The organism is Mucilaginibacter gossypii, assembly GCF_017569325.2.
GTDB classification, from domain to species: Bacteria; Bacteroidota; Bacteroidia; order Sphingobacteriales; family Sphingobacteriaceae; genus Mucilaginibacter; species Mucilaginibacter gossypii.
This window is the reverse complement of sequence record NZ_CP071878.2, coordinates 3515677-3536535: the sequence shown is the minus strand read 5'-3', so window position 1 is coordinate 3536535 and position 20859 is coordinate 3515677. Positions and strand designations below refer to the sequence as shown.

Annotated in this window: 26 protein-coding genes; 17 read left to right on the top strand and 9 right to left on the bottom strand. The window is 39.5% G+C overall.

All coding sequences use genetic code 11. The annotated features are described in order from the left end of the window. Positions 1-28 precede the first annotated feature (28 nt). From J3L18_RS14785 to J3L18_RS14775, 3 genes are all read right to left on the bottom strand, one after another. On the bottom strand, positions 29-376 hold the full coding sequence (locus tag J3L18_RS14785) for a hypothetical protein (protein WP_129568840.1): 348 nt from the start codon (positions 374-376) through the stop codon (positions 29-31). Between the two features lie 211 nt (positions 377-587). Continuing rightward, on the bottom strand, positions 588-1028 hold the full coding sequence (locus J3L18_RS14780; protein WP_129568841.1) for a GNAT family N-acetyltransferase: 441 nt from the start codon (positions 1026-1028) through the stop codon (positions 588-590). 271 nt (positions 1029-1299) lie between these two features. Then, on the bottom strand, positions 1300-2001 hold the full coding sequence (locus J3L18_RS14775) for a S24 family peptidase (RefSeq protein ID WP_129568842.1): 702 nt from the start codon (positions 1999-2001) through the stop codon (positions 1300-1302). Between the two features lie 204 nt (positions 2002-2205). Between J3L18_RS14775 and J3L18_RS14770 the strand changes: the two genes are divergently transcribed. Continuing rightward, positions 2206-2400: a hypothetical protein gene (locus tag J3L18_RS14770; RefSeq protein ID WP_129568843.1), complete on the top strand. Its 195-nt coding sequence runs from the start codon at positions 2206-2208 to the stop codon at positions 2398-2400. Between the two features lie 67 nt (positions 2401-2467). Then, positions 2468-2884, top strand: coding sequence for a hypothetical protein (locus J3L18_RS14765; RefSeq protein WP_129568844.1), 417 nt, complete (start codon positions 2468-2470; stop codon positions 2882-2884). 102 nt (positions 2885-2986) lie between these two features. On the opposite strand, the gene J3L18_RS14760 is transcribed toward J3L18_RS14765, so the two are convergent. Beyond that, positions 2987-3283, bottom strand: a complete 297-nt coding sequence (locus J3L18_RS14760) for an alpha/beta fold hydrolase (protein ID WP_129568845.1) — start codon at positions 3281-3283, stop codon at positions 2987-2989. A 133-nt stretch (positions 3284-3416) separates the two neighbouring features. Further along, the gene (locus J3L18_RS14755; protein ID WP_129568846.1) at positions 3417-3701 is read right to left on the bottom strand and encodes a hypothetical protein; all 285 of its coding nucleotides are present in this window, start codon (positions 3699-3701) and stop codon (positions 3417-3419) included. Between the two features lie 251 nt (positions 3702-3952). Between J3L18_RS14755 and J3L18_RS14750 the strand changes: the two genes are divergently transcribed. Both J3L18_RS14750 and J3L18_RS14745 read left to right on the top strand, forming a co-directional pair. Next, positions 3953-4288, top strand: a complete 336-nt coding sequence (locus J3L18_RS14750; protein ID WP_129568847.1) for a hypothetical protein — start codon at positions 3953-3955, stop codon at positions 4286-4288. 171 nt (positions 4289-4459) lie between these two features. Continuing rightward, positions 4460-4822: a helix-turn-helix domain-containing protein gene (locus tag J3L18_RS14745; RefSeq protein WP_129568848.1), complete on the top strand. Its 363-nt coding sequence runs from the start codon at positions 4460-4462 to the stop codon at positions 4820-4822. 108 nt (positions 4823-4930) lie between these two features. Here J3L18_RS14745 and J3L18_RS14740 read toward each other — a convergent pair whose 3' ends face one another. Together J3L18_RS14740 and J3L18_RS14735 are read right to left on the bottom strand one after the other, a co-directional pair. Then, a complete protein-coding gene (locus J3L18_RS14740; protein WP_129568849.1) occupies positions 4931-7165 on the bottom strand; it encodes a tetratricopeptide repeat protein in 2235 nt (744 codons plus the stop codon). A gap of 203 nt (positions 7166-7368) precedes the next feature. Further along, positions 7369-7590: a hypothetical protein gene (locus J3L18_RS14735; protein ID WP_129568850.1), complete on the bottom strand. Its 222-nt coding sequence runs from the start codon at positions 7588-7590 to the stop codon at positions 7369-7371. A gap of 311 nt (positions 7591-7901) precedes the next feature. On the opposite strand from J3L18_RS14735, the gene J3L18_RS14730 reads away from it, so the two are divergent. The 8 genes from J3L18_RS14730 to J3L18_RS14695 all read left to right on the top strand — a co-directional run bounded on the left by J3L18_RS14730 (position 7902) and on the right by J3L18_RS14695 (position 11829). Beyond that, complete coding sequence (locus tag J3L18_RS14730) at positions 7902-8492, top strand: TetR/AcrR family transcriptional regulator (protein WP_129568851.1); 591 nt, start codon at positions 7902-7904, stop codon at positions 8490-8492. A 5-nt stretch (positions 8493-8497) separates the two neighbouring features. Next, the gene (locus J3L18_RS14725) at positions 8498-8881 is read left to right on the top strand and encodes a VOC family protein (RefSeq protein WP_223266135.1); all 384 of its coding nucleotides are present in this window, start codon (positions 8498-8500) and stop codon (positions 8879-8881) included. 39 nt (positions 8882-8920) lie between these two features. Continuing rightward, positions 8921-9202: a YciI family protein gene (locus J3L18_RS14720; RefSeq protein ID WP_129568852.1), complete on the top strand. Its 282-nt coding sequence runs from the start codon at positions 8921-8923 to the stop codon at positions 9200-9202. 108 nt (positions 9203-9310) lie between these two features. Continuing rightward, positions 9311-9526 (top strand): hypothetical protein, encoded by a 216-nt coding sequence (locus J3L18_RS14715; protein WP_091163252.1) that lies wholly within the window; start codon positions 9311-9313, stop codon positions 9524-9526. A 129-nt stretch (positions 9527-9655) separates the two neighbouring features. Next, positions 9656-9871 (top strand): hypothetical protein, encoded by a 216-nt coding sequence (locus J3L18_RS14710; RefSeq protein WP_129568853.1) that lies wholly within the window; start codon positions 9656-9658, stop codon positions 9869-9871. Between the two features lie 308 nt (positions 9872-10179). Continuing rightward, positions 10180-10806 (top strand): hypothetical protein, encoded by a 627-nt coding sequence (locus J3L18_RS14705; protein WP_129568854.1) that lies wholly within the window; start codon positions 10180-10182, stop codon positions 10804-10806. A gap of 85 nt (positions 10807-10891) precedes the next feature. Then, the gene (locus J3L18_RS14700; protein WP_091163254.1) at positions 10892-11263 is read left to right on the top strand and encodes a DMT family protein; all 372 of its coding nucleotides are present in this window, start codon (positions 10892-10894) and stop codon (positions 11261-11263) included. A 167-nt stretch (positions 11264-11430) separates the two neighbouring features. Further along, complete coding sequence (locus tag J3L18_RS14695) at positions 11431-11829, top strand: GNAT family N-acetyltransferase (RefSeq protein WP_129568855.1); 399 nt, start codon at positions 11431-11433, stop codon at positions 11827-11829. A gap of 48 nt (positions 11830-11877) precedes the next feature. Here J3L18_RS14695 and J3L18_RS14690 read toward each other — a convergent pair whose 3' ends face one another. Beyond that, positions 11878-12696, bottom strand: coding sequence for an N-acetylmuramoyl-L-alanine amidase family protein (locus J3L18_RS14690; RefSeq protein WP_189549150.1), 819 nt, complete (start codon positions 12694-12696; stop codon positions 11878-11880). A gap of 223 nt (positions 12697-12919) precedes the next feature. On the opposite strand from J3L18_RS14690, the gene J3L18_RS14685 reads away from it, so the two are divergent. The 3 genes from J3L18_RS14685 (at position 12920) to J3L18_RS14675 (ending at position 15134) form a co-directional block, all read left to right on the top strand. Continuing rightward, positions 12920-13741: an alpha/beta fold hydrolase gene (locus J3L18_RS14685; RefSeq protein ID WP_129568857.1), complete on the top strand. Its 822-nt coding sequence runs from the start codon at positions 12920-12922 to the stop codon at positions 13739-13741. 424 nt (positions 13742-14165) lie between these two features. After that, positions 14166-14387 (top strand): YdeI/OmpD-associated family protein, encoded by a 222-nt coding sequence (locus J3L18_RS14680; RefSeq protein ID WP_129568858.1) that lies wholly within the window; start codon positions 14166-14168, stop codon positions 14385-14387. A 171-nt stretch (positions 14388-14558) separates the two neighbouring features. Further along, a complete protein-coding gene (locus J3L18_RS14675) occupies positions 14559-15134 on the top strand; it encodes a YceI family protein (protein WP_090523809.1) in 576 nt (191 codons plus the stop codon). Positions 15135-15608: 474 nt separating this feature from the next. Here the strand turns inward: J3L18_RS14675 and J3L18_RS14670 are convergent, their stop codons facing one another. Next, on the bottom strand, positions 15609-16007 hold the full coding sequence (locus tag J3L18_RS14670; protein WP_129568859.1) for a hypothetical protein: 399 nt from the start codon (positions 16005-16007) through the stop codon (positions 15609-15611). Between the two features lie 238 nt (positions 16008-16245). Between J3L18_RS14670 and J3L18_RS14665 the strand changes: the two genes are divergently transcribed. Together J3L18_RS14665 and J3L18_RS14660 are read left to right on the top strand one after the other, a co-directional pair. Beyond that, a complete protein-coding gene (locus J3L18_RS14665; RefSeq protein WP_167516194.1) occupies positions 16246-17496 on the top strand; it encodes a DUF2130 domain-containing protein in 1251 nt (416 codons plus the stop codon). A 389-nt stretch (positions 17497-17885) separates the two neighbouring features. Beyond that, on the top strand, positions 17886-20858 hold the full coding sequence (locus tag J3L18_RS14660; protein ID WP_129568860.1) for a lantibiotic dehydratase: 2973 nt from the start codon (positions 17886-17888) through the stop codon (positions 20856-20858). The last annotated feature ends 1 nt before the right edge of the window (position 20859 follow it).

The window sequence follows — 20859 nt, the reverse complement described above, 5'->3', positions numbered from 1 at the left end:
AAGCCGGCGCAATTAAGTAACTTATTGTTTATGAAGCTTGTGCCAGTGAATTGTTAACATCGAGGTTACTAAGTAAGCTGTCAAGCTTGAGGTTAAATTCTTTCAATTTGATATCGCCTTTTTCAAAAGCTCCTGTTAAGCGTGTCAACTCCTGTTCAATACTCGTTACAATGGCATTGTTTGTATTAGCAGCATTCTTTTGTAAATCTTCAATTACTTCTATTTTATGTTCTGCAGCTTTAAGCAGGTATAGTTGTTGCACATCGGCGGTTATATGACTACTATCGCCAATTTTTGTGTTTTGCCGTTTGTTAAATTCAACTAACATTATGGCAGCAATAATAGCCGCGATTACCAGTATCATGATAGGTTCCATCTTCTTCTCTTTTATTACAACTTTATCACTCCGGCAGAGGCCTGCGGTTTATAATTACTATAAATATAATTGAATAAAAAATAAACTAAAAAGGCATTGTTGATAAAATGCCCATTTGTGAATAACTATTGAGAAATGGTTGTGAGTTTTGTGTAAATATGTGAAGCTTTAAGGAAAAAGGTTAGATATACCGGGTAGCTGTTGTAGGTTGTTATTGTTTGCTATTGAGCCGTTTTTCGTAGCACAGAAATCTTAAGCCCGGCCTTATATCCAGGCTAATCTCGCCCGCCAAAACATAGCCCAGCTTTGGGAACAGCTTTTGCGTTGCCAGGTTTGCAATATTGGTGTCAATTCGTAATATATTTATTCCGCGCTGTGTAGCTTCATGTTCGGCCTGCTTGAGAAGTGCCGTTGCGACGCCCCGGCCCTGGTAGTTAATGTTTACAGCAAGCCGATGCGTAACTATAACGGCTTCGCCGATATCAAGCCCGGCCTGCGCATATTCTGCATCCTGATCGGTAGTTATGGCAGCTACACCCGCAATTGCTCCTGTAGCTTCGGCCACCCAAAGTTGGTTAAGGTTAATGTCCTCTGTAAATACTTGTTTATTGGGGTAGTCATCATCCCATTGAAAATTACCTGCTGCCTTCATGCCAGGTATTGCGTCAGCTACAAAAGCTAATATCTGCGGTATATCATTGAGGGTAGCCAGATTTTATCTGTCAAGCAAATTGTAATTAAAAATAACGAAGTTTTAAGCTATGATAGCTTGATTTTTGTAATAAATAATCGGCTTATTTCGCTGTGGCCCGTTTTATAATACTGTTTGGATGTTAATTTATAGGTATGATAACCGCTCACCGGGCAGGCAACAATGGCGGTTGAATTTGTTGTTCTTTTAATAAATTCTACCGCCATGCTGGTTAATGGTTATGCTTTTTGTGGATGTCTTTAACAAGGCAAAGTTTTTTGATGTCGGCTACTTTTATAATAAATGGGGCATATTTGAGCCGGTTGCCAACCATTTCGGTTGTATTATCTGAATGTGCAATTACTTCATCAGGGCTATCCCCTGCAAGCAGGCGTTTATACATTCGGTAATCTCCCCACTCGATGTAATAAACCTCGCCGGGCAGGATCTTTTTGTCATGAATTATTTTTAGTGCAACCCAGCAGCCGTTTTCAAGATATGGGTACATACTGTGCCCCCAAACCGGAAGTGCGAAATCGCAATCCTCAATGCCCGGGAAATTCATATGACCAACCGGCTGTGAATCATTAATGTCGTTATATACTTCTACGCCTGAAGCGGTTGCAGAAATTTCATACATAGGTATGCCCTCACTGTGTTTGGATACAGGCTTTGATTTAGAGAAATTCTGTTTTTTGTCTCCGATTATGTATTCTTTGTATTTTTCTTTAAAAATACGGAGTTTTTCTGGGTCTATGTTCTGTCGGCTCTTTATTATTTCAGTGATTGAGCTTGGCGAGTTAAAGCCTAACGCTTCAGCTAATTGAGCATTTCCGTTAAAAGCTTTTCCCTTAAGCTGATTGTAAAGTATGATAAACTCCAATGTTTCGGGCCGTACAATCTTTATTTTGTTTGGTTTTATCTCGTCTTCCATGATGAAAATAATTTAAAGATTTTTCTTGATTATAATAAAGATTATTCTGTATATTTGTTTCGTTGATAAACGCTAATGTAAGTCAAATTATTTACAAATCAAAATGTTCGTTTCGTTTTATAAAGAGTATTCTTTTGTTAAGTACGATGTTCTGTAATTTAAAATCAAGAAATAATATCAATAAATAATCAATATCATACCACCATGTATATAGTATTTTCGGCCCTGCGGCAATTGACAGGAAGTAATAGCAATCAAAATAATCGAGATACTTTGAATGAACATGAGGCTTTGCAGCGCTTTGAGGGTTACAAAACTGCATGTGAAAAATATAGAGATGAAATTGCTGCTATCCAAAAGTATATGCCGGGATGGATGCCCGCTTTTAAACGGTCATAACCTGGTTGCAGGTATTACGGCCTTAAATTCTCAATTAAAATAATACGAAATCAATACACTAATTATCATGATAAAAATTTCTCAAAAACTTAAAAGCCAGCTTTGGTGGCTTATTATATCGGTTGATTATGATTACAGCCGGATAACTATTGCCGAACACGATATTACCGATGAAGTGCTTACTTTGTGGCTGGAGGATAAACAGGATTTTAAAAACTCAATTGATGAATGCCTTCAGGTAGATATCCGGATCCGTGACCTTGCCCGGATCATTAAAGCCGAAAATCTGAATAGTTACGAGGGTACCAAATTACACCCAACCAAAAACTTTGCCTACAGGGCCCGCATCGAAATTAACACCCCCTTGCAATGGTATAAAGAGGACGCCTCGTCACCCGAACAGCAATGGACCCGCGAAGCTGTATTGAAAGCTTTGCTTACACAACTTGTAGAAGAGGGTGCTGCAAGTGATTATGCGTATTAAATTAGCTATAAAATATGCTGTTTGGCATTTAATTCATAATTGACCATGTTGTTAAAATTGCTTTAAATACCGTTTTACAGGCTTGAGATCATTCACCGTCTATTAGTTGTGGCTTTTACTTGATTGGCCATAACCAGGCAAATCAATCGTAATAACCCGGCATTTATTACCAAGGTATTTTACCTGATTGTTAAAGTAACTTTTGTTAATGCGTCGTCCATGTACAAAAAGCAATGTGGTATCACCTTTGCCTGTATCTGTATAGGCAATGTTAACGCCATGGTTGCTGATTTTTACGGCAGACTTATCAATAGCGTTTTTGTTTTGCGGGTGCTGGGTACAGGCATACCACAATCCAATTGAGGTTGCCAGTGAAAACAATGCGGGTAACTTTTTCATACAGACAGATAATTATATGCAGCAGGTTCGCTATATAAATATCCGTTTATGAATAGGTTGCAGCAAATGTTTAACTTATTTTAACAAAGCGATCATTGTTGCCTGAAGGAGGGCCGGGATGCAGGTCCCGACGCTATTTTACTTTTACCAGCTGTTGTTCTTTTTCAATATGCTCAACCAGCTCCAAATCTTCGCTAACAGCTTCGGCTTCCGGACTTGCGTAGTTTAGTTTGCGGAAACGCCACTGGGCAAAAGCAGGTTCCTGGAAGCGGTTTATCAGTTTAAAAAATTTGGGGAAATTGTGTACTTCTTCCAACAACAGGCCGGTTACAATACCATTGTTATCAAGTATTTCGCGTATGGTGTATTCCTTATCTTTGGTGATCCAAATCTCAAAGTCCTGCCGTATTTCAGTCATCTTTTCAGGATCTATTTTGTCATTTATACAAATTACCTTATCGCCCGGTTTCATAATGATCGCAATTTTATGTATTTCTTTTGTTAAGAGATTGTGAATGTAAAGGTCGGCTTTTTATACATATTTTAAAATTTGTGCGCGGGGATTTTTGTGTTAGAAAAATATTCGAAAAAAGTTTTAAATATTATGCAACCTTATTTTATTGGCTTCGTATTAAAATGTATAATGAATGTTTAATATCAGAGCTTTATATGGATTATTTTTATTTGTTTATGATAGCGGGGCTCGGACTGGTATTTGTTATTTTACAGTTTGATAAGCAACAACGCAGCAGGGTTAACTTATTGCTGAAAAACGCGAATGATGTGCAGCCGTTACTGATGAAACGATGCATGGATCAAAAAATAAGTAAAATTAATGCCGGGCTCAGTGCTGATACCTGTCATACGAATATTCGTAACGATGCGAAGCAAAAAATAGATGCAAACCTGCAACAGATAGCAGATGAGTACCATGCAGGAAAGATCAGTTTGCCGGTTTATAATGATAAGCTTGGCGAGCTGCTTGAAAATTTAGTAAATAAATAATTTATGGTTTAACCTGAGTTTATTTTATTGTCATATATAGTTTTTGTTGGTTAGTTTTACTTTAAGGTCATCTGCTGTTGGGGCATTTGACCTTTTTTGTTTTGGGTGCTTGTTCAATAAAGCAATTATATATTGCATGGATAAACAAAATGATTATTATTGCAGTCACTTATGTCTGACGAAGCGATTATAAAACGGTTAAAGGTAGTTGTTAAAGAGCACGGCGGCCAGCTGGGGCTTGCCGGGGCCATTGGTGTTGATCAGGGTTTCATTAGCAAGGTGATCAACAAAAAGCAGGATATTAGCTATTATCTTATCCGCAAACTCTGTTTCCAGCTTAAATACTCGCCCGAATGGCTTATTCTTGGTACAGGCGAAAAAATAATCAATAAACCCGAATCGGCCAAGCTTATTACCGAAATGCAAATGATGCGTACCGAGGTTGATATTTTACAGGCCCGTATGCGCGCCTACGAAATGGAATTGAAAGAGCTACGCGCGCAATTACATATAGAAGATAAGAAGGCGGTATAGCCACTCCAAGTCCGCGTAAATGTAAAAGCCCCTTTCGGGGCTTGGTTGTTATTTATAGATCAGTTAATAGTTACTTATTATACGAGTATTGTAAATGAAAAGTTATTGTTATTTGCAATATTTTATAATGAAATCAGATGCTTCTTTTGCGCCCATACTTAAAGCTTTATTCATATCGGCGCAGCCGCCGGTTTTATCATCAAGTGCTATTTTTGCAAGCCCCCTTTGTAGATAAGCACGGCCATTTTTCGCGTCAAGGTTTATAGCGGTATTACAGTCCAAAATTGCTCCGTTCAGATCTTTTAAATTTATTTTGGCGGCAGCCCTGTCAATATATAGATCAGGGTTGTTAGGGGCAAGTTTAAACACGGCTGCAAAATCTTCTTTCACTCCCTGGGCGTCCCCGAGACTACTTTTAGCAATACCGCTATGCGAGTAAGCTTTTACATTGGTATCGTTCATATAAATGGCATTATGATAATCATCGGCAGCGCCGGCATAATCCTTCATAGCCATTTTAGTATCGCCCCTGATTAAAAAGGTTTCGTCGTTTGAGTAAATTGACACGGCACGGTCGAGATCAGCGAGGGCGCCTTTATAGTTTTTAAGTTTGGCTTTTACAAAACCCCGCGCTTGCCATACTAAAGCGGTTGAATCTGATAATGAGTCAATTTTTAGTGCGTTGCTCAAATCGGCTATGGCACCGTTGTTGTCTTCAGCGTCTGCTTTGGCCAGGCCCCGCTTCAACAATAGTGTGATATTTTTAGAGGCTTTAAGTACACCGGTATTATAATCGGCCATGGCCCCTTTTGCATCGCCGGTGGCGGCTTTTGCTTCACCCCGATAAAGGTAAAAATCAGCATTTGCAGGGTTAAGTGCTATAGCCTTGTTAAATATTTGTACGCCATTGTTAGTGTATTTATAAAAATTATTGATTTTACCCAATCGTGAATAACCATTTTGTTGTTGCGGGGCAATACTGATCAGTTTTTCGAGGTCAGTTACAGCTGCGGCATAATCGCCCAGTTTGGTTTTTTCAATGGCCCGGTTTAAAAAGGCATAAGTATAAACCGGGTTTATAGCAATGGCCTTCGTATAGTCGTTAATAGCAGCTAACGGAACCCCCAAATCGCGATAAGCATCGCCGCGCGACAGGTAAGCTTCATCGCTTTTACTGTTCAGGTTGATTGCTTTTGTTAAATCGGTAATCACTCCCGCGGTATCCTTCATGGCCATTTTAGCTTTGCTTAAGGTTACGTAAGCACTTATGCTGTTAGGGTTTATTTTAATTGCCGAATCGGCATCGGCTCTGGCGCCTTCGTAATTACCTAATGCCAGCTTTGAAAATGAACGGCTTTGGTATGCATCACCGTTTTTGGGGTCAAGGGCAATAGCTTTGTTAAAATCTTCCAACGCGCCATGATTATCTTTTTTGTCGCTTTTAATAATTCCACGATACAGGTACAGATTCGCATTCCGGGGAAATTGAGCAATTGCCTTGTTGAAATAATCAAGAGCGCCATTTGAATCGCCCAGGCTGCTTTGGGCATTGGCCATGTAAAGCAAAAGGTTTTTAAGGTTGGGGTTGATAGCGGCCGCTTTTTTATAATCATCAACCGCGCCTTTAAAATCATTTAGTTTTGCCCTGGTATTTGCCCGGTAAAAATAAGCTTCAGCGTTATCGGGATTAAGCGATAGTGTTTTGGTATAATCAGCAATAGCGCCATTATAATCGTTTATGCTGGCCTTGCTGCCTGCCATGTATTGATAGATTTCGGCGCTGTTAGGGCTTAGTTTAACAGCCATATTATAATCAGCAATGGCTCCGGTAAAATCGTTATTATTGTTTTTGGCCAGGCCCCGGTACTTGTAAAGATCGGCGTTATTTGGTGTAAATTGAAGTGCCGTGGTAAAATCGGCAATAGCGCCGGTATAATCGCTCATATTACTTTTGGCATTGCCCCTGTAGTGAAACATGTCTGCAGTTTTAGGTCCTAACGCTATCGCGCGGTCAAAATCAATAATGGCGGCCTGATAATCTTGTATGGCAGCCTCTGCATTGGCTTTATACAGGTAGGCGTTGGTTAAATCGGCTTTTAGGACAATGGCCTGAGCATAATCATTAATAGCTGCTTTATAGTCTTTGAGGTTGCCATATGCATTGGCCCTGTAATAAAAAACGTCTGCGTTTTTGTTGTTTAATTCTATAGCACGTGTAAAATCTTGTATGGCATCTTTGTAATTCCTTACATTGGCTTTTGAGTTTCCCTCCTGGATATATTTACTTGCTGTTTGGGCAAGTGAACATAGCGGCAAAAAAAGTAGAAATAGAATTTTTTTCATGAACACGGCAGCGGTTTATCAAATATCAATAAAAAACTGTTATTGACTATGGCAAAACTTATACCATAATGAAATATCTTATAACTGATAAGAAAAGAGTGGGGGGGATGGGCATTGGGGATAAAATTGGGGCGTAAAAGCCCCAATTTTAAAGAGTTTAATTACAACCGGGCAGGACTATTCCTTTATTTTTTAATCAATGATCAGGAAAAAGAAGCTTCGTTTGTCCTGTCCTGATTCCGTTTTTTTCCATATGCTATCGCGGCTGTACAAAGCGCAATGCACACCAATAATGCTACCTCAATTACAACGTGAATTACCGGAACCTTGCCAGGGAAGTTTGACAGCAAAATACCTGCATCCGGAACCAACAGACCAACAAGCGGGAAGCAAAAGAACATTCTCAATATTATTAATTTTTCCATAATTATTAACATTTAGTATGACAATGCTAAGGTACGTATTATTTCTTTGTAATTTAAATAAAATTGCATTCATTTAATTGAAACCTCCAAAATCAGCCAGGTAACTATTTTGAAAGCATCTTTATAAAATGCCTCTTCAATTTATAGTAATTATTAATTAAGTGATGATAGAACATTGCATTCCCGGTTATTGTTTTAACGTTCGTGTTTTTTATAGATTTTTTTAGGATGATACAAGTTTTTAGCCTATACCCGAAAGGAATAAAAATAAATTTTTAAATAAGCGAACGCTCACTTATCTTTGTGTTGAAATGAGGCCACGTGACGAACATAAAGAATACCAAATACGCCAGAAGGCGATAGAATTGATAGTGGCTGAAGGTCTTGACGGTTTTGGGGTGAATAAGCTTGCGCGGTCGGCAGGGGTATCACCCGCTACTATCTATATTTATTATAAAGATAAAGAAGAATTAATAAGCAGTATTTGCGTTGGTGTAGCCGAAAAGATGATGACTTTTAGTCTTCAAAATTTTTCGCCTGATATGGATTTTACAGATGGGCTGAGGGTACAATGGCGCAACCGCCTCGAGTATTTCATGCAATGTCCGTTAGATATGGAATTTATTGAAATTATGCGCTATACCCATTTTTATGAAAAAGTAACTGCTATGCTTACTGTTAATTTTGGACAGGTACTGGGCGCATTTATGCGTAATGCAGAAGAAAAGCAGCAACTGATACCACTGCCTTTTGAGGTTTATTGGGCAGTAGCATATGCGCCGCTTTATCAGCTTATCAAATTTCATAATCAGGGCAACAGCTATGTGAATAGCAGTTTTAAATTGGATGATAAACTGATGGAACAAGCACTGGGGTTGGTTTTAAAAGCATTAAAGCCTTAATAATTATGTCAGCAACAACTATTAAACTTAATCATGTTAATTTGTCGGTGACCGATGTTGCCGCCTGCTCTAAATTTTTTGAGCAATATTTTAACTTTAAATGTACCGGTGTAAAAGGTAATAATATGCTGGCCGTAATGGAAGGCGAGGATGGTTTTATCCTGGTGCTTATGGCTGATACCTTTAACCGGAATGGCAATAACAGTTACCCCGATGCTTTTCATATCGGTTTTTTGGTTGACAGTCATGAACAGGTTGCCGAAGTTTATGACCGGCTGGTAAAAGGGGGAGTAGCTGTAACGCAAGCCCCTGCGCCTTTGCGTGGCGGTTATGGGTTTTATTTTAATGCTCAGGGTAACATATTAACAGAGGTTACTTGTTTAGCTTAATCAGTTTAATAATTAAGTATTAAATAAAATAGTCAACTTATGGTACATGCATCAGCCTATAAAGATCCGCATCACGTGATGCTTTTTTTTCAAGAGATTGACAGCCTTGCGGATAACGAACAATGTTTAGTTGATAGAAATGGTTATTACGATGATCTTAAAAGCAATGGCAAAGTTGTTATAAGCGGTAGTTTCTGGAATCAGGATAGAAACTTTGTAATAGTTTCTGTTTCAGATGATAATGAGCTTGTGCAGATTATTGAAAACGATCCCGCGATAAAACAAAATGTACTTGAATTGGTAAAAGCAATGCCTTTTTAACCCTTTTTTGAGGGTGAAAATACGTAGTGTAAAATGGGTTAAAATACGGGGTGCGTCACGCTTGTATATCTGTATACTACACAATATTTTTGGGTAAACGGATTGCCCATGGAGCCTTTTAAACTAAGAGTTAATAAGCGGACTTATAAAATCATACCTTCGGTTGTTAATGAAACCACTTTCAGTGTATTAAACTACTCGGCTTTTTACACCATAACCAGGTTAACAAAAGGTTACTGGGAAATTATCGAGCATCGTTTTGGAGATCATCTAATCCCTCTGCAGGAAATAGGCCGCTCAATTGAGGAATATTATAAACTCTGATACTGTTTAAATCTTACAAAACTTTTCATTAACCATATCGAAAATATTTATTGCTTTTTAATAAATATTATTTTTTTTTACTCTTTAAAGTTTTAAATTAGGCGTATTCGACTTATCCCTCAAAATATTATGGAAAAATTAGCAATTTTAAGAATGTTTGCCGGCTTTCCATTGTTCGGCTTATTACTGCCTGATATTTCTACTTTTATAGTTGGTCGTTTTCAAGATATTTCGCCGTTTCATATATACATTGAATGCTTTTTATTTCTTTTTATAATTGCTTGTACATTGGGCATAGGCTATATCCGGAAACTTGGCGACAGGCCAGGTTCGCAGTTGCAATAATAAATTACGGGCCTCGGCCGGTTATCGTAGTTTTTAACATTAATCATTATAAACCAAATATATTGTTTAGTACCCTTAAAGCCCTGTTGCCCGGTTTATTTAGGCCGGGCTTTTTTGTGGCTTTACATGTTATGAAATTAATTTAGTGTTCGGGGTTAACTTTATTTTTTTATTTTTACGGGTAAATGAACCCTAAACACCATTATCTAACTTCTCCCCGTAAGGCGCACTTACTCCTCATGAAAAAATCAGCTGTCTGTTTTAAGATATTTTTAATAGTTATACTGTTTTGTTGTTTTAATGCTGCTATGGCCCAGCATCATTCAAGCCGGGCATTAACGTATGGTGGGGGAGGCAGTGGCGCCGTTAATTTTAGCGATGGCTGGGGCATAGCCGCAGGTACAGGTGTTGATATTCCGCAGGGCAATTTTAATTATACCTTTAAGCCTGCCAATAGTTTTAATGCCAGCGTTTACAGGTTCTTAGGCCCTTTTACAGCAAATCTGAGCGTAGGGTACATGAACTTTAAGCCCGATGAATATTTAATTTCAGAGGAAGTTGAAGGTACAGGCTCAACTGCTAATACGTATTATGCGGATATGCCCGTAATTGCCGCGTATGGTGGTGCTGCTTACAATATTGATATAGCCGATAACTTCCGGGTATATGGCGGTGTGAACTTAGGGGTATATTTTACTGATTTTGCTGTAGGTTATGAAATTGACGGCGTAGATCCATTTGTTTATGATAAATGGTCGCAATCATTATATTATGCTCCTAAAGTAGGGGTGATATTTCCGATAACTCCTAAGTTAGGGGTCAGCATCGAATCAAAATATAATTTTTTTTCCCAGAAACTAACTTTGGGCGATGTTTCGGGAAAACAAAACTGGAACTCCCTTTCGCTTGGTGCCGAACTGGTTTTTAAATTCTAAATTGTTATAAATAATAGCATAACAATTTACAGCCGCTGGTGTTATCAATCTCAATTTATTGATATTTACACAAAAAATTGTATTGATGAAAGGCTTGCGCACTGTTACATTTCTGTTTATATCCAACACCTTTATGACATTTGCCTGGTATGGGCACCTTAAGTTTAAAGAGTACGAATGGGGCAAAAACCTAAGCTTAATAGCCATTATACTTATAAGCTGGGGCTTGGCATTCTTTGAATACCTGTTCCAGGTACCTGCTAACGAAGGAGGCTTTAAGGAAAACGGCGGCCCTTTTACCCTGGTTGAATTAAAAACCATTCAGGAAGCCATTACCCTCACGGTATTTATGATATTCACAACTCTGCTTTTCAAAAATGAAAAACTGGGCTGGAACCATTTGGTAGGTTTCGGGCTAATTGTGCTGGCGGTATTTGTTATTTTTAAAAAATGGTAATTAACTAACACTTAGGTAAAGCGGTCTGAATGATACGCTGTAAAACTTACCGCCCGCTTCCCGTTTTCATATTTGCTGGACTACCTGCTTTCTTAATCCTGGCTTATTGGGATAACGCAGATGCTGTTTACATTTGATTAATAGCTTGTAAACAACTCAATAACAATATGGAAATAACTTATAAAACCGGTACAATACCATCCGCCCGGCAAGTGATAGAACTTTATGATACAGCCGGGCTGAAACGCCCAACCCATGACGAGCAGCGGATTGCCAGGATGTACAAAAACTCAAACCTTGTGGTAAGCGCCTGGGATGGTGATAAACTGGTAGGCATATCTCGAGCGCTAACCGATTTTTGTTACAGCTGCTATCTTTCAGACCTGGCGGTTACTAAAGCTTATCAAAAAGAAGGAATAGGCAAAAAGCTGATTGAACTAACTAAAGAAGCTATTGGCGATGAAACTATGCTTTTATTGCTTTCGGCCGCAACAGCTATGGAGTATTACCCTAAAGTAGGCATGGAAACTGTTCATAACGGCTTTATAATACACAGGGTAAAATAAAATAAGGGCAGCAGGGATATAAATGTTGCCTCCTGCCCTCATTTATTTTTAGTTCCCCTCCAAATTATTGCGGTATTGCTTTAGCGCTGTTAGGATTGATCGTACAATTTCGTTTTGTCCGCTGGCCGAGTTCAGATATGCTTCATCAGATGGATTATTGATAAACCCGGTTTCCACCAGTACGGCAGGCATACCGCTTTGTGCTAACACCAAAACACCCTGTTCCTTTACACCCAAACTATGCCTTCCATTGGTTTTGCGGAACTGGTTATCAACCAAATCGCCAAACTGGATGCTTTGCTTGCGGTATTTTTGCTGAAACGCGTTAAGTACAATAGTATTTACCGCAGCGTCATCGCCATAGCCGTTATATTTTTCTTTGTAATCCTTCTCTATAAATATCGAAGCATTTTCGCGCAAAGCTTCACGCTGCTCCTGGCTGCGATGAAAGCCATAAACAAGCAGCAAGGTCCCCCGCGATGATCCTTTTCGCTGGGGCGATGAATTACAATGAATGGAAATGAACAGGTTGCCGTGATTATCGTTAGCGATATCGGTACGTTTGTGCAACTCAATAAAAACATCGGTACTGCGGGTCATTACTACTTTAATGCCGCTCATTTCATCATTTATGGCATCCCTTAACTTTTTGGCGATACTTAATGAAACGTTTTTTTCCTTTGAATAAGCCCCGTGCGATCCGGGGTCTTTTCCTCCGTGCCCGGCATCGATAATAACCGTTTTAAACTTAAAATGATTAGGGGCTGCTACGGACTGTTGCCCGAAACACCTGGCGACGAAAAGCACGCATAGCAAAGAAAAAAGCGAAGTAATTATTTTATACTTTTTAGGAAAGGTAGCAGGCATGAACATATATGTATACAGCTTTATAAACATTCATTCTATAACAAATAATTATAGGTATGATATTGTTTTAACCGTATGGTTTAAAAAGCGCTTTGTTAAAGTGTGCAAATATAATACATGTTTGATTTACAGCACTATCTAAAAAATAATAGCTGTGCCAGGCAACGGAAGTTTAAACTATGTATTATGTACGTATATTTAATGAACTTAAATCGGGACGATCATGATGTTAAAAAAACTGTTGTTAGCTGTACTGGTATGCCAGGCATTTATGGCCTGCAGTCAGCAAAAAGGTATTATTTATGGCGATAATGCCGCTGCCGGTAAGTATTATGATGTTAGGGGGATAAAGCTTTATACCGAAGTTTATGGTAAAGGCAAACCCCTGTTAATGATCCACGGTAATGGGGGCAGCATCAGTGCTTTTGAAAAGAACATACCCTATTTTGCTAAAAAGTACAAAGTTATAGCTGTTGACAGCCGCGCGCACGGTAAATCTGCCGATCCGCGCGATTCACTTACTTTTGAAATGATGGCCGATGATTTTGCTGCCCTGCTCGATGTAATGCATATCGATTCGGCCTATGTGATAGGATGGAGCGACGGCGGCATTAACGCGCTGGTGATGGCTATGCGTCACCCGGAAAAAGTAATCAAACTGGCCTCTACAGGTGCCAACCTCTGGCCCGATTCTACAGCGCTGATCCCTTCTTTATGGAAGGATATGGAAAAGGAATATGCCAGCAAAAAGGATTATCATTTTATCACCGCCAAAGAAAAGAACGCCAGGAAGGTGTTTATGCTTGATTATAAAGAACCCCATATTAAACTATCGGCATTGAAAACCATTAAATGCCCGTCGCTTATTATTGCCGGCGACCATGACCTTATCGTAACAACACACACCGTTCAGATAGCCGAGAATATTCCGAACGCTTATTTATGGATCCTGCCCAATTCGGGCCATGGCACACTGGTTGAACATGCCGGTGATTTTAATAAAAAGGTTGACGATTTTTTTGAGCAGCCATTTCACCGGCGTTAAAGGAATATAAAAATGGGGAGGATATAGTTGGTTATAAGTTCTTTAAAAAAAAGATGGCCCGGGTGTTACGCCGGGCTATCTCACATAATTACTTTAATTTAGTAAAATCTCAATTATTGTTAGGTAACAATTTTATTTGCCTTAGGTTTTATAAAATTTGCGTTACATAGGCTTTTGGTGCAAAATCACTATAATAATTACGGCCTGCTGCCGTTTTCACAATAACTCAACCGTAAGCTAACCTGCAGCTTTTACTGTTTAAGTAAAGTAATATGGAATCAAAAAACCAAAGGCTGCTTATCGACACGCTTTTAGCTATCTCATTTCTTTTAATAGTTTTACTTGCCGTAATTATGGTTTTTCAGCCCGGTGTTTATGCCAATTAATATTATCTTTATCGGCAAGTAAACCCAGATGAAAAACCATGCTTAAACCCGGCGAACATATTGAAGGTACACCTGCCGAACTGCAGGCCCTGCTTGACAATGATGCTGAAGCCCATGCGTTTTTTGCAAGCCTGTCCAAATCATACAAACAAGGTTATTGTGATTGGGTAGGTTCGGCTAAACAGGAGGCTACCCGTAAAGTAAGGGCCGATAAGGCATTGATCATGCTCCGTAACAAACAAAAAACCTTAAAAACCTAAGTATAAATCTTCCCGGAAATAGTTTACTTTTCTTGTAAGTTCTACTAAAATGGTAGTATATTGTCATCCGATTTCAATAAAAACATGTTTAAACATTTATTTTATTTGAAGTCCGGATCATTTACATACTTTTGAGCCATAAATCAAAAACAAAAAAAAGAAATTAAAACGATGAAAAAGATTTTTATCCTGTTAGCAGCAGCATTCACCTACACGGCGGCATCAGCACAAACTACCTGGACTGTAGACAAAGCTCACTCAAACGTTAAATTTACAGTAACCCACTTAATGGTATCTGATGTTGATGGTATTTTTAAAAACTATGATGCAACCATCACTGCCGCTAAACCTGATTTCAGCGACGCTAAATTTCAGATCAGCATACAAACGGCCTCAGTAACTACAGATAATGATCAGCGCGATAAACACATCACAAGCCCTGATTTTTTTGATGTTGCTACTTACCCAACTATTACTTTTACCAGCACCGGTATCACCAAAACATCTGATAAGCACTACAAACTTACCGGTAACTTAACTTTACACGGTGTAACCAAACCGGCTTCATTTGATTTATGGTACCGTGGTACCATCCAAAACCCAATGAGCAAAGCTGATGATGCAGGTTTCCAGTTAACCGGCACCATCAAACGTTCTGATTTTAACTTCGGTTCAAAATTTGGCAACGCTATGGTAAGCGACGAAGTTGCTATTAAAGCAAATGGTGAGTTTGGCAAAGCCAAATAAATGCAAAAATATATTAACAGGAACGGCGCGGATAACCCGCGCCGTTTTCTTGTTTTATATGATACAGGCAGTGGAAGATCTATGCTTGGGAATGCAGATACTGCATTTTTAATCCCTGTTTTTTTTGATAGCGGATTATTAAGGAGCAAATGCTAATTATTGAAATAAGGGCCGCGCTTGCTACGACATGTGTAAAGGGTACTTTAAACTCCGGATTGATAAGCGTTTCGGTTATGTCAGGAATGATGATTGCGATGAGGGGCAAGCAGGAGAATAGCCTCAGGAAACCAAGTTTTTTCATAAAAAAGTGATAATGGTATTTAGCGCAAATAATGCGCTGCAAATATGTCACTATGTTTCTTTTTATAAAATACCCGTTACACGGTATTTTTACAACCTGAATTGGTAATTTGCTGAGCAACTGCTTAGCTTTGAAAGAAGCGCCGGTAAAAAGAGGGAGAAAAGAAGATCAGCTTAGGCCTTGCGGGAAAGCAGTTGTTTTAGGGTATTAAACCACAATTGATTTTTAGCCCCAAAAAGAGTATGATCAACAATAAGATATAAGGTGATAAGCTCTTCTTTTAGCCTGTAGCGTAATCTTAACGGCTGCCAGAATAAACCATTGTTCCGTACCATCGAACGTTTGTAAAGCTCGTCAAAACCTAAATATAACTGCTCAAGGCTATCAAGCGGGATATGTTCATAACTATCGCCGTCAAGTACAAGGCTTTTAGGGGTAAGTATAATTTCGCCGTTATAATGGTGTGGTGGCGGGGTAAATGCAAATAATGCTCCTCCGTCATTTGCCAACCCTAATGTGGCCAGGTCATAATCGTGACTCCACATTACCTTTCCAATTCTCAATATCTGCATGTTATAAACTTCGGTATTTTAAACGGCAATTACAACAGATTGTTATCATTGTAGTTTCATTTTGTTACAATAATGTTAAAACCCCTTATGGGTTACCATATCATGTGCTAAACAGTAAAATCCCTATCTTTGATTTACAGGAAATATTTTCCTTTTATTAAGTAATTGAATAATATCAATAATCAAGTTATTAGCTTAAAGCTTTGTGCATTCAGCTCTCAGCTTTTATATAAATAATATGGCTACAGAAGTTAAGTGCCCAAGTTGTGGTTTCGGTTTTCCGATAGAGGAGGTAATGGCCGAGGAGTATAAAAAAGAGCTCAGGGTTAAAATGATGGATTATACCCGTCAAAAAGAAGAAGAATACCGCAAAAAGGATGAGGAGTTTTTAAATAAGGAGCGCCAGCAGCAGGCAGCCTTTGAACAAAGGCTTAACAACGAAAAAAAGCAATTGCAGCAAACGCTTGAAGACAACCTGCGTAAAACCATAAGCCAGGATTTTGAAAACCAGCTTGTACTTCTCAAAAATTCAGCCGCTGAAACAGAGGAAAAACTAAAACTATCACGCCAGAAAGAGCTGGAATTTTTGCAGCGCGAGAAACAACTGCGCCAAAAGGAAGAGGAAATGGAGCTTGCCGTACAGCGCAAGCTGCAGGAGCAGCGGAACGAACTTACCGATCAGATCCGCAAGCAGGAAGCAGAACGCCACAGCATAAAAGATACCGAATACCAGCTAAAGGTAAAAGAGCTTGAAAAACAGCTTGACGACCAGAAGAAACTGGCCGATGAAATGAAGCGCAAAGCCGAGCAGGGTTCTATGCAGCTGCAGGGCGAAGCCCAGGAGTTGATACTGGAAGAGTTATTACGCAATTATTTCCCGTTCGATATCATAAGCGAAGTAGGGAAGGGTGTACGCGGTGCCGACTGCGTACAAACTGTGCGTAACCAGTTTGGCCAGGAGTGCGGCCGCATTATTTATGAAAGCAAGCGTACCAATGCTTTTTCGGCAGACTGGATCGAGAAGCTTAAAAAAGACATGCGCAGCATGGGGGTTGATGTAGCCGTTATTGTAACCCAATGCTACCCAAAAGGCATGGATTGTTTTGGCGAGCGTGACGGGGTTTGGATTTGTAGTTTTGATGAGGTGAAGGCAGTATCCTACATTTTAAGGGATGGGGTGATGAAATTATCAAACCTGGCCAAATCACAGGATAATAAAGGTGATAAAATGCACCTGTTGTATGATTACCTTACCAGCAGCGAGTTTTCAGAGCAATGGAAGGCTATTCGTGAAGGATATATGAGCATGCGCCAATCCATTCAGCGCGAACGCGATGCCATGGAAAAACTCTGGAAAGCCCGCGAAAAGCAATTGGATAAAGTGCTGCTAAGTGCCGCTCACATCCGCGGCAGTATTGAAGGGATTGCGGGGAGTGATACGATTCAGCTTAACCTTACCGATGATGAGGATGCGTTGCTGTTGGAGTAATTAATGTAGTTTCAGTCGGTCATATGCTATCGCGAACGTCGCCGCTTGTGGTTATCATGCAGTGTCATGCGGATTGCTTGCAAATTGATAACCTGAACCTCGGCTATAAGTGAAGGCCTGGAATCAAATGTTCTTAATTACCGAAGGATGATATTTTGTGAGTTTTTGCCGCCCTATTTTGGATAGTGCACTTGCATGGCAATTATTTTGATCGCCTTGTCAGTATATCAATTTTTGCGCTAAATACAAAGGCATGAAGCAGGGCGATATTAACTCAATTAATCATATTATAAACAAAGAAATAGACAACACTCATAACAAACCTGCCAATAAAAATAGCTTTTACTTAAATTAGCTGTTTTCATACTGAACCTTGCCTGTACATCCAAATGAAAGTTAATTTTATTAACGGTTTAATTTTACGCTCGGCTGCTTTGTCGTACAGGCAAAAGCTTGATAAAAAAAACTTGCGTACATTGTGGGATAACAGGCTAATCAAGGAAAGTATTTACATAGCAAGTAAATCGCTTTATAATGAACTGGATGCTTTTTTTGCAAATGGGCAGCAAACAAAAGCTAAAGAAGCTCAATTACTATCAAGTTTTTATAAATATATGGCCCGTATGGCAAACCGGGCTACGCCGTTTGGACTGTTTGCGGGTTGTTCGTCAGTTTACTGGGGGGATGTTAATAAAGTAAAACTTACGGCAAAGTTCAGGAGACATGTAGTGCCCGACGCTGTGGTGAGCTTTTCGCTTGCCAAACAAATTGAAAATGCCAATCAATTATCTGCAGGATATAAGCTAAATAACACCCTTTATAAAGTGAGGGACGATTTACGATTTATTACTTATCAAATTATTGATAACCAAAGGGTTTACCAGGTGAGCGCCATTGCCTGCAATGAGGTGCTTGATGACATAATTACCGTTGTTGGTGATAAAATATGGAATAAACAACAACTGCTCGAAAAATTCCAGGATTTTGAGCCTGATGATTTCATTGTGTTTATTAATGACCTTATTGAAGGACAATTGCTAAAGCCGGCATTTGAGCCGGCAATAGGGTATGATTTTCCGGTCTTTTTGCAAAAGACTGATCATCTGGAATTAAGGGATACCATTAATGAATTGGTCGGTTTGCTTAATAAAATTAATAATGGAGATGCAGAAAGCTCAAACTGGTTTTCGTTATATACCGCTATTGAACAAATTAATAATCACATAACCGGCAGGGAGCTTAAAGACCAGGTACATGTAACCAGGTTTAACGAGTTGGAGAGCCGGGAGCTTGACCAATCATTGCAATGGAAAATAACTAAGGCGATTGCATTGCTTAATAATATGAGTGCCGTGGCTGCCAATAAAAGGATTGAACAGTTTAAAGGCAGGTTCAGGAAAAGGTATGAGGAGCAGAGCGTACCGCTGCTGGAGGCATTTGACACCGATACGGGAATTGAATACGGGCAATGGTATGAGCATGAAACCCTTTTTACAGAAGGGTTGTATACCGGAAGAGAAGGGGGGCCTTCATGGGTGGATTATACAGAGATAGATTTTAAAATGCTTAATCTGTTAAACCGCGCCAAAATTGAAAAACAGTATAAAGTTGTAATACCCGATAATTTTGCCAGGGAACGCAGTCCGGATCATTTGCCATTTTCCATGTCGGCGGTTTTTCAGCTTTTTGAAAACGATATCGTATACCTGGAGCGAGTTACCGGGCCGGGCGCATTAAGCATGATAGCACGGTTTGCAGTTGGGGATGCCGAAATTTATAAAACAGGTTTAGAGATAGCGGCAAAGGAGATCGCAAACTGCCCGGATGCCCTGTTTGCCGAAGTGATCCATATGCCCGAAGAACGGATCTTAAACGTCATGATGCATCCGCCTTTCTGGCCCCATGAACTGGCTTATATTGATGATGCCAAGGGAAGTTCGGTTTTGAGGCTTGACGATATCTACATAAAGCTTGAGCAAGGCGTTTTTAAATTGTTTTCAAGAAAACATCAGCGGGAAGTAGTTCCGCGCTTAAGCAGTGCTTATAATTATAACAGGTCGCAGCACCCCATTTACACCTTTTTGTGCGATAACCAGCATCAGCGGGGCAATGGCAGCTTAAGTTTTAACTGGGGTGCACTTTCAACAGATTTTGTGTTTTTTCCGCGCGTTGAAACCAGCTTTGGCGTTATCCTGCACCGCGCCACCTGGAAGTTTACGCCCGCTATTTTAGATGAACTTTGCAAGGCTGAAAAATTCAACGATTTGTTTAATAGCTTTAGGGATGAGTGGTTGCTGCCCGATAAATTTTATATTATAAAGGGCGATAATGAATTACTGATTGATACTGCAAATGAAATTAGTATACAGGTATTTGCAAAGGAAATAGCAAAGCAGTCCCCGGTTTTGATTTTATCTGAGTGTATTCACCTTCAGCATGAGGCTATTGTACAAGATGTGGATGGCGATCCTTATATGCACCAGTTTGTTGCACCCTTCCATTTCGATAGGCCTTTGAAGCCCCCATATTTCCAATATATTGAAAATACACTTCAGCGTAATTTTTTTCCCGGCAGCGAGTGGTTGTTTATCAAGCTATATCTCAGCAGTAATATCGCCAACGAGGTGCTGTTAAAATTGGATGAACTGTTGAGCTATTCGGGTGCTGTTAAAATAAAGCAATGGTTTTTTATCAGGTATCATGATCCCGATAATCATATCCGGGTTAGGATTAATTTACTGCACGAGAATGATTTTCAGGAGGTTTATATGGCCGTTCGGGAGGCACTGTCACCATTTTTAACCAGCGGACAGGTACATGTTGTGCAGCTTGATACCTATGTACGTGAGCTGGAACGCTATGGGCAACAGATTGAACAGGCCGAGGGCCTTTTTTGCATTGAAACTTCATTTTGCTGCAGCGTATTCAGGCTGCTTGAAAGCAACCGCTATGATACGGAAGACTGGCTCCTGATTTTTTGGCTGATCAAAGATTACCTAAACCTGATGAGCAATAACCTAAACGACCAACTGCAATTTGTTGAAAGGCAGCAGGCTTATTTTTTTGCCGAATTTGATGATAAGGCGGTTAAAATACAGATTGATCAGTTATATAGAAAATATCATGGCAGCCTTAATAACCTGCTTTTAGCATATGATGACCTGCTTCGGCAAAAAAGAATGCAGGTAGAATTACTGCTGCAAAACTACACTATTGATTGGAATGCGAAGTTTTTGAGCAGCGTGATCCACATGGCAGTTAACCGCTATTTTAGCAGCCGGCAGCGCCTGCATGAGTGTATCCTGTACGGGATGCTCTTAAAGTTTCTTAAATCAGAAAAAGCCCGGAAAGGGAAAGCATAGC

Excerpts from the sequence above, each read along its gene's own strand:
- J3L18_RS14755 (WP_129568846.1), bottom strand. The coding sequence starts at position 3,701 with ATGACTGAAATACGGCAGGACTTTGAGATTTGGATCACCAAAGATAAG.
- J3L18_RS14665 (WP_167516194.1), top strand. The coding sequence starts at position 16,246 with ATGGCTACAGAAGTTAAGTGCCCAAGTTGTGGTTTCGGTTTTCCGATA.
- J3L18_RS14705 (WP_129568854.1), top strand. The coding sequence starts at position 10,180 with ATGGCCCAGCATCATTCAAGCCGGGCATTAACGTATGGTGGGGGAGGC.
- J3L18_RS14670 (WP_129568859.1), bottom strand. The coding sequence starts at position 16,007 with ATGCAGATATTGAGAATTGGAAAGGTAATGTGGAGTCACGATTATGAC.
- J3L18_RS14715 (WP_091163252.1), top strand. The coding sequence starts at position 9,311 with ATGGAGCCTTTTAAACTAAGAGTTAATAAGCGGACTTATAAAATCATA.
- J3L18_RS14730 (WP_129568851.1), top strand. The coding sequence starts at position 7,902 with ATGAGGCCACGTGACGAACATAAAGAATACCAAATACGCCAGAAGGCG.
- J3L18_RS14775 (WP_129568842.1), bottom strand. The coding sequence starts at position 2,001 with ATGGAAGACGAGATAAAACCAAACAAAATAAAGATTGTACGGCCCGAA.
- J3L18_RS14700 (WP_091163254.1), top strand. The coding sequence starts at position 10,892 with ATGAAAGGCTTGCGCACTGTTACATTTCTGTTTATATCCAACACCTTT.
- J3L18_RS14740 (WP_129568849.1), bottom strand. The coding sequence starts at position 7,165 with ATGAAAAAAATTCTATTTCTACTTTTTTTGCCGCTATGTTCACTTGCC.
- J3L18_RS14780 (WP_129568841.1), bottom strand. The coding sequence starts at position 1,028 with ATGAAGGCAGCAGGTAATTTTCAATGGGATGATGACTACCCCAATAAA.
- J3L18_RS14685 (WP_129568857.1), top strand. The coding sequence starts at position 12,920 with ATGATGTTAAAAAAACTGTTGTTAGCTGTACTGGTATGCCAGGCATTT.
- J3L18_RS14690 (WP_189549150.1), bottom strand. The coding sequence starts at position 12,696 with ATGCCTGCTACCTTTCCTAAAAAGTATAAAATAATTACTTCGCTTTTT.
- J3L18_RS14695 (WP_129568855.1), top strand. The coding sequence starts at position 11,431 with ATGGAAATAACTTATAAAACCGGTACAATACCATCCGCCCGGCAAGTG.
- J3L18_RS14725 (WP_223266135.1), top strand. The coding sequence starts at position 8,498 with ATGTCAGCAACAACTATTAAACTTAATCATGTTAATTTGTCGGTGACC.
- J3L18_RS14710 (WP_129568853.1), top strand. The coding sequence starts at position 9,656 with ATGGAAAAATTAGCAATTTTAAGAATGTTTGCCGGCTTTCCATTGTTC.
- J3L18_RS14680 (WP_129568858.1), top strand. The coding sequence starts at position 14,166 with ATGCTTAAACCCGGCGAACATATTGAAGGTACACCTGCCGAACTGCAG.
- J3L18_RS14770 (WP_129568843.1), top strand. The coding sequence starts at position 2,206 with ATGTATATAGTATTTTCGGCCCTGCGGCAATTGACAGGAAGTAATAGC.
- J3L18_RS14735 (WP_129568850.1), bottom strand. The coding sequence starts at position 7,590 with ATGGAAAAATTAATAATATTGAGAATGTTCTTTTGCTTCCCGCTTGTT.
- J3L18_RS14750 (WP_129568847.1), top strand. The coding sequence starts at position 3,953 with ATGGATTATTTTTATTTGTTTATGATAGCGGGGCTCGGACTGGTATTT.
- J3L18_RS14675 (WP_090523809.1), top strand. The coding sequence starts at position 14,559 with ATGAAAAAGATTTTTATCCTGTTAGCAGCAGCATTCACCTACACGGCG.
- J3L18_RS14660 (WP_129568860.1), top strand. The coding sequence starts at position 17,886 with ATGAAAGTTAATTTTATTAACGGTTTAATTTTACGCTCGGCTGCTTTG.
- J3L18_RS14785 (WP_129568840.1), bottom strand. The coding sequence starts at position 376 with ATGGAACCTATCATGATACTGGTAATCGCGGCTATTATTGCTGCCATA.
- J3L18_RS14745 (WP_129568848.1), top strand. The coding sequence starts at position 4,460 with ATGTCTGACGAAGCGATTATAAAACGGTTAAAGGTAGTTGTTAAAGAG.
- J3L18_RS14760 (WP_129568845.1), bottom strand. The coding sequence starts at position 3,283 with ATGAAAAAGTTACCCGCATTGTTTTCACTGGCAACCTCAATTGGATTG.
- J3L18_RS14765 (WP_129568844.1), top strand. The coding sequence starts at position 2,468 with ATGATAAAAATTTCTCAAAAACTTAAAAGCCAGCTTTGGTGGCTTATT.
- J3L18_RS14720 (WP_129568852.1), top strand. The coding sequence starts at position 8,921 with ATGGTACATGCATCAGCCTATAAAGATCCGCATCACGTGATGCTTTTT.